We start from the raw sequence: 6556 nt of genomic DNA on the forward strand, positions 1-6556 counted from the left end.
ACCGGGTGGCCTTAGACCTTAGGGTCACCCGGCGCTTTCACCGGCGCCGCATACTGCGGCTTCAGATGGCCGTTCTGGTCCAACAGCCAGGCATCCATGATCTCGCGCACGACAGGGCCGGCAACCCGACCGCCCGCCTCGCCATTTTCTATCATGACCGCCACCACGATCTTGGGGTGATCGGCCGGCGCGAAGCCGACGAACAAGGCGTTGTCACGATTGCGCTCGAGCGTCTTCAAGCGGTTGTAGCGCTCGCCCTGCTTGATCGCCACTACCTGTGCGGTACCTGACTTGCCTGCTATCCGATACTGCGCGCCAGCGGCGGCCTGACGGGCAATGCCACGCGGATCATGCATCACCATCTGCATGCCATGGTTCACTTGATCCCACTCGCGGTTATCACGCAGGACGATATTGGGCATGGGGTTGTCGTCGGTCGGTGCCACCCCGCCGACGGTCTCGGCCAGGTGCGGACGCCGCCAGACACCCTTGCTGGCGATCAAGGTAGTGGCCTGAGCCAATTGCAGTGGCGTTACCTGCATGTAACCCTGGCCGATACCCAGAATCAGCGTTTCCCCGGGGAACCAGGCTTGACGACGGGTAGCCCGCTTCCATTGTTGCGACGGCATCAACCCTGCGGCTTCCTCGAACATATCCAGAGACACCTTCTGGCCGAGGCCGAACTGGGTCATGTAGTCGTGCAACCGATCCACGCCCAGCTTGTGCGCGAGGTCATAGAAGTACGTGTCGTTGGAGCGCATGATCGCGGCATCCATGTCCACCCAGCCATCACCCGTGCGATTCCAGTTTCGGTACTTGTGATCGTAGTTGGGCAGTTCATAGTAGCCAGGATCGAACACGCGGGACTGAGGCGTCACTGCTCCAGTGTCCAGACCCGCAATGGCGACCTCAGGTTTGATCGTCGAGCCAGGCGCATACAGGCCGCGCAGTACGCGGTTGAACAGCGGTCGATCGATGGAGTCGCGCAGCGCCGCATACTCCTTGACGCTGATGCCAGTGACGAACAGGTTCGGATCGAAGCTGGGCTTACTGACCATGGCTAGCACATCACCGGTTTCCGGGTCGATGCACACCACCGCACCGCGGCGATCACCCAACGCCTTCTCAGCCGCCTCCTGCAGGTTGGCGTCCAGGCTGAGCACGATGTTCTTGCCGGGCACCGGGTCATGATGATTCAACACCCGCATGACTCTGCCTTGAGCATTCGTCTCGACTTCTTCGTAGCCTACGTGGCCATGCAACTGCGACTCATAGAACCGCTCGATCCCGGTCTTGCCCACGGACTGCGTACCACGGTACTCGACCTGATCCAGGGTCTTGGACTCTTTTTCGTTGATGCGACCGACATAACCCACCGAGTGAGCGAAGTGCTCCTTGCGCGGATACTCACGCACGAACTGCGCCTCCACATCGACACCGGGAAGCAGGAACTGATTGACCGCGATCCGGGCGATCTGGTCTTCGCTGAGTTCGTACATCAAGGTCACCGGCTCGAACGGATGACGCACCCGCTTGAGGTCCTTGTCGAACTGTTTGCGCGCTTCGTCGCTGAGGCCGAGCACCGAGACGATTTCGTCCAGCACATGAGAAGTGTCGCCCGTGCGCTCGCGGGTGAGGGTCAGATTGAAGCTGGGGCGGTTGTCGGCCAATACCACGCCATTGCGGTCATAGATGACGCCGCGCTCCGGTGCGATGGGCAGCACATGGACACGATTGTTTTCCGACACCGTGGAGTTGTAGGCGAACTCGACCACCTGCAGGAAGTACAGGCGCCCCACCAGAGCGAAGCTCAGGGCCAGCACGAACAGCGCACACGCGATCAGCCGTCGGTTGACCAGGCCTTGCTCTTTGCCGTGGTCTTTGAGGGGAATGGGCTGGGGCATGGGGGCCGCTCTGAAAAAGGGCCGATGTTAACCAAGCCGGCCCGCCCCCTCAAGTAACAACTGAGGCGCAGCGACCAAGGGCGGCGGCGATACCCGCCTCCACCGCCCTGAGTGCCCCGTTCAGAGGCGGTCTTGCGGCAGACGCACCTGACGTTTGGTGCTGACAAAAATGCCCCAACTGGACATGAACAGCGCAGCGATCAACGGCCCGATCACGAAGCCATTCAGGCCGAATACCGCCAGGCCGCCCAAGGTCGAAACCAGAATCAGGTAGTCCGGCATCTTGGTGTCCTTGCCCACCAGGATGGGGCGTAGCACGTTATCGACCATACCGATCACCAGAATGCCGAACAGGGTCAGCGTCACACCCTGCCAGATATACCCGCTCAACAAAAAGTACGCGGCCACTGGTGCCCAGACGATGCCTGCACCGACGGCGGGGAGCAACGACAGGAACGCCATCAACACGGCCCACAGCAGCGCGCTCGGGATGTCTAGAAACCAGAAGATCACCCCACCCAAAGCACCCTGGGTCACCGCTACCAACAGATTGCCTTTGACGGTGGCGCGCACCACGCGGTTGAATTTCAGTTGCAAGCGGCGCTTCTGCTGCTCGGCCAGGGGTACAGCCGTTCTGACCTTACGCGCCAATTCAGGGCCGTCTCGCAGGAAGAAGAACAACAGGTAGAGCATGATCCCGAAACTGACCACGAAATCCAGTGTGCCTTGGCCGAAGCTGAATGCCTGAGTCGCGAAATACTGGCTGCCTTGCATGGCCCCCTTGGCGACTTTGTCGCGCAACCCTTCCAGATCGCCCATGCCCATGCGGTCAAGCAGATGCTGGCCTGAGGCGGGCAGCAATTCCTTGAACTGAGCGATATAGCCCGCCACATCCAATTGGCCGCTTTCAATGTTCTTGTAGAGTACTGCGCCTTCCTGAACCAGCAGGGCGCTGATGACGATGACGGGCAAGATAGCGATGATCAGGGTAATGCCCAATGTCACCAGGGAACTAAGGTTCCGTCGACGATTGAACTTGATCATGATGCTGCGCTGCAAAGGCGCAAACACGATGCCCAGAATCACAGCCCAGAAGACTGCGCCGTAGTACGGCAGCAGAATCCAGATGAACGCAATGGTGACGAGGATCAACAGTAACAGCAGCGATTTGTTTTGCAGGTTGGTTTCGTTCATGTCCGATCCATGTCAGTAAGCCACAGGGCAGTAAGTCTACCCAGTGGGTTAGTCCTCTTAAGCTCGCACGAGTTTTATGCCAACAGCGATAAACCCGGATCAGCCCCGCTTATCGAGCTCGACCGTCACGCGCAGGCCACCCAGCGGACTGTCCGAGAGACTCATCCGGCCAGACCAGCTTTCGACGATGTCGCGCACGATACCCAAGCCCAAGCCATGGCCATCAACCTGCTCGTCCAGCCTCGATCCACGATCCAGTACCCCCTGACGCGAAGCTTCCGGGATGCCGGGGCCATCGTCGTCGACCCAGAGGCTGAAGCCTGATTCGTTCTCGATTATGCTCAGCCGTACCTGCGCATCCGCCCATTTGCAGGCGTTGTCCATCAGGTTGCCCAACAACTCCAGAACATCTTCCCGATCCCAAGGTAGACGCAGGCCGGTCGGAACATCGCAGGTCAACGTGAGATGACTGCCGTGAATCATCTCCAGGGTCGCCAGCAGGCCGGACAGCTCGGCGTCGCAATCGAACTGCACGCCGGGCAACGCATCCCCGGCCAGACGTGCGCGATTGAGCTCACGGCTCAGGCGCTGCTGGATCTGTTCCAACTGCTCATGCAACAACCGGCTAACCTCGGGCTGTCCCTTCAGGCGCTCACTGGCAGCCAGGCTCATCAGCACCGCCATGGGCGTCTTCAGTGCATGGCCCAGGTTACCTAGCGCATTGCGCGATCGCTTCAGGCTGTCTTCGGTGTGGAGCAGCAGATGGTTGATCTGAGAGACCAGAGGCTCCAGCTCCAACGGCACCTCGCTGTCGAGCTGCGAGCGCTGTCCTTGCTGTAATTGCGCGACCTGCTCGCGCGTCTTTTCCAAAGGTTTGAGCGAACGCTTGACCGTGATGCGTTGCAGCACCAGCACGATGATGAGGGCGGCCAGGCCAAGCCCCAAGCCGATCTGGCGGACGCGCTGGAAGCTGGTGCGCACCGGTGTGTAATCCTGAGCCACGGTGATGGACAATGGCTGGCCCAACCGACGATAGTCAGCCCGCAGGACCAGCAGCAGCTGACCTTCGGGCCCCAGCTTCAGTCCCGAGAACAGACCGGCATTTTCCGGCTTGGGCAGCTCTCTGTCCCACAGAGAGCGGGATCGCCAGTGACCATCGGTGAAATCGATACGAAAGTAGTGCCCGGAAAAAGGCCGTTCGTAAGCCGGTGATATTCGATGATCGTCCAGCTGCAGTCCCTGGGTGCCTCTTTCGAGCGCGACGAGGATGTTCTCGCTTTCGTTGCGCAAGCCTGCTTCGAGGTAGCGCTGCAAACCCATCTCGAATAACCACAGACTGAGCTGGGCCAATACGAGCCCTACGACGACCAGGACGCTGATCAGTCCAACACTCAGCCGCGCCTGTATGGACTTCACGATTCCACGCCAGCGAAGCGATAGCCCTGTCCGCGACGTGTTTCGATGACTGTACGTCCCAACTTGCGCCGCAGGTGGTTCACGTGAACCTCCAGGACATTGGAATCGCGCTCCGTCTCACCGTCATAAAGGTGCTCTGCCAGATGACTTTTGGACAGAATCTGATCGGGATGCAACATGAAGTAGCGCAGTAGCCGAAACTCCGCTGCAGTTAGCTGGACCTCCGCCCCCGCCTGTACAACACATTGCCGCCCTTCATCCAGGAACAAGCCGGCGGATTCCAACTTCGGTTGATTCGACAACCCGCGTACCCGACGTACAAGCCCCTGGACTCTGAGTTGCAGTTCCTCCGGATGGAACGGCTTGGTGAGGTAATCATCAGCGCCTGCTTTCAACCCCTCGATGCGTTCCGCCCAAGACCCTCTGGCAGTGAGGATCAATACCGGAGTGGTGAGGTTCGCTTCTCGCCATCTGGTGAGTACGTCGAGCCCCGGAAGTCCAGGGAGGCCCAGATCCAGAATGATCATGTCATAGGGTTCGGACTGGCCCTGGTAGACGGCGTCACGGCCATCGGCGAGCCAGTCCACGGCATAACCTTGGCGAGTGAGACTGGAAACCAGCTCATCAGCCAAAGGAACGTTATCCTCAACAACCAACAACCGCATCAGTCGTCTTCCTCGTCTTTAAGCAAGTCTCCGCTGGCGGCATCCAGCTTGATTTCTCTCACAACACCCGCAGTGGTCAGCAACTCGACTTCATAGACGAACTTGTCATGCTTTTCCTCGAGCTCGGCTTCAAGTAACCGAGCACCGGGATAGCGCGCCAGCGCTTGATTCAACAATTGCTCCAACGGCAGGATAACGCCCTGCTGGCGCAGTCGCAGGGCTTCGTCCTGGTCCAGATCTCTGGCCATGGCCAGAGAGCAGAAAGCCAACAGACTCAGGGTAAACGCCCGGGCCATGCGCGACGGACTCATCAGGTATCCTGATGGTCTTTGAGCACCTGACCAGTAGTGGCGTCCAGTTCGACATCCCACTCCACGCCTTTGCTGTCGCGAAGCTCGACTTGATAGATATATTTGCCGTACTCCTGCTCTAGTTCGGTTTCATGGATGGTGCCGCCCGGGTGTTTAACCAACGCCGCAGCATTGAGTTTCTCGAAAGACTGGATGGTACCAGCATCTCGAAGCTTGAGCGCCTCATCCGGACCTAGATCCTTTGCCTGAACAGCAGTAGCGGCAAAGCCAAGGGTGGAAGCTACAATCAGGGCAGTCAGCATTTTCATTCGTTTCACCGTAGAGTTATGTATGGGTTACGAGTCCTACAATACGGTGGGCGACTTAATTCAAGCTGAATGAAGAGAGGGTTGGAGAAGGCAAGACACTCCTCTCATCAGGCGCTGTGCAAACCCGCCGCCTCAAGCTGTCGCAGCCTTACCGCGCCCCCCGGCTTGCTGATAAACTGTCGTCTTGCCCTATCTTCAAGTTGGAAAACACGTGGAAATATTCAAGGAATTCACATTCGAGTCCGCTCACCTGCTACCCAACGTACCGGCCGGGCATAAATGCGGTCGCTTGCATGGCCACTCCTTCAAGGTGGCGGTCTACTTGAAAGGCGAAGTGGACCCTCATACAGGTTGGATCCGCGACTTTTCTGAGATAAAAGCTATTTTCAAGCCGCTTTACGAGCGACTGGATCACAACTACCTGAACGACATCTCCGGTCTCGAAAACCCGACCAGCGAGAACCTGGCCAAATGGATCTGGACCCAACTCAAGCCCCTGCTCCCGGAGCTCTCCAAGATTCGCATTCACGAAACCTGCACCAGTGGATGCGAATACACCGGAGACTGACCTCTTCCCTTATCTTGCAAAGACGCGGCTTACGCCGCTGCTACAGGTTGTAGCAGCGGCGTAAGCCGCGTTTTTTTCAACCTTTCAAAAAAATCGCCCGCAAAAACAAAACCCCCAACTGCATTCGCAGAGGGGGGTATCGGAATTTAATCTTGACGATGACCTACTCGCACATGGGGAAGGCCCACAA

Annotated in this window: 7 protein-coding genes; 1 reads left to right on the forward strand and 6 read right to left on the reverse strand. The window is 58.4% G+C overall.

The window, feature by feature from the left end; all coding sequences use genetic code 11:
* Positions 1-11 precede the first annotated feature (11 nt).
* From mrdA to B3397_RS05900, 6 genes are all read right to left on the reverse strand, one after another.
* The gene (gene mrdA, locus B3397_RS05875) at positions 12-1904 is read right to left on the reverse strand and encodes a penicillin-binding protein 2 (RefSeq protein ID WP_296248130.1); all 1893 of its coding nucleotides are present in this window, start codon (positions 1902-1904) and stop codon (positions 12-14) included.
* A gap of 120 nt (positions 1905-2024) precedes the next feature.
* Positions 2025-3098: an AI-2E family transporter gene (locus B3397_RS05880; protein WP_296248131.1), complete on the reverse strand. Its 1074-nt coding sequence runs from the start codon at positions 3096-3098 to the stop codon at positions 2025-2027.
* A 99-nt stretch (positions 3099-3197) separates the two neighbouring features.
* Positions 3198-4514 carry an ATP-binding protein gene (locus B3397_RS05885; RefSeq protein ID WP_296248133.1) on the reverse strand — a complete coding sequence of 439 codons (1317 nt, stop codon included), beginning with the start codon at positions 4512-4514 and terminating at the stop codon, positions 3198-3200.
* A complete protein-coding gene (locus B3397_RS05890) occupies positions 4511-5179 on the reverse strand; it encodes a response regulator transcription factor (protein ID WP_296248135.1) in 669 nt (222 codons plus the stop codon). Before B3397_RS05890 ends, B3397_RS05885 begins: the two co-directional genes overlap by 4 nt.
* Entirely contained in the window at positions 5179-5490 is a 312-nt protein-coding gene (locus B3397_RS05895) for a PepSY domain-containing protein (RefSeq protein WP_296248137.1), read from the reverse strand. Before B3397_RS05895 ends, B3397_RS05890 begins: the two co-directional genes overlap by 1 nt.
* Entirely contained in the window at positions 5490-5798 is a 309-nt protein-coding gene (locus B3397_RS05900; protein WP_296248138.1) for a PepSY domain-containing protein, read from the reverse strand. The genes B3397_RS05895 and B3397_RS05900 overlap by 1 nt, the downstream gene beginning before the upstream one ends.
* Positions 5799-6009: 211 nt before the next feature.
* On the opposite strand from B3397_RS05900, the gene queD reads away from it, so the two are divergent.
* The gene (gene queD, locus B3397_RS05905) at positions 6010-6366 is read left to right on the forward strand and encodes a 6-carboxytetrahydropterin synthase QueD (protein WP_296248139.1); all 357 of its coding nucleotides are present in this window, start codon (positions 6010-6012) and stop codon (positions 6364-6366) included.
* The last annotated feature ends 190 nt before the right edge of the window (positions 6367-6556 follow it).

It is taken from the genome of Pseudomonas sp. UBA4194, from assembly GCF_002379585.1.
Classification (GTDB): Bacteria; Pseudomonadota; Gammaproteobacteria; order Pseudomonadales; family Pseudomonadaceae; genus Aquipseudomonas.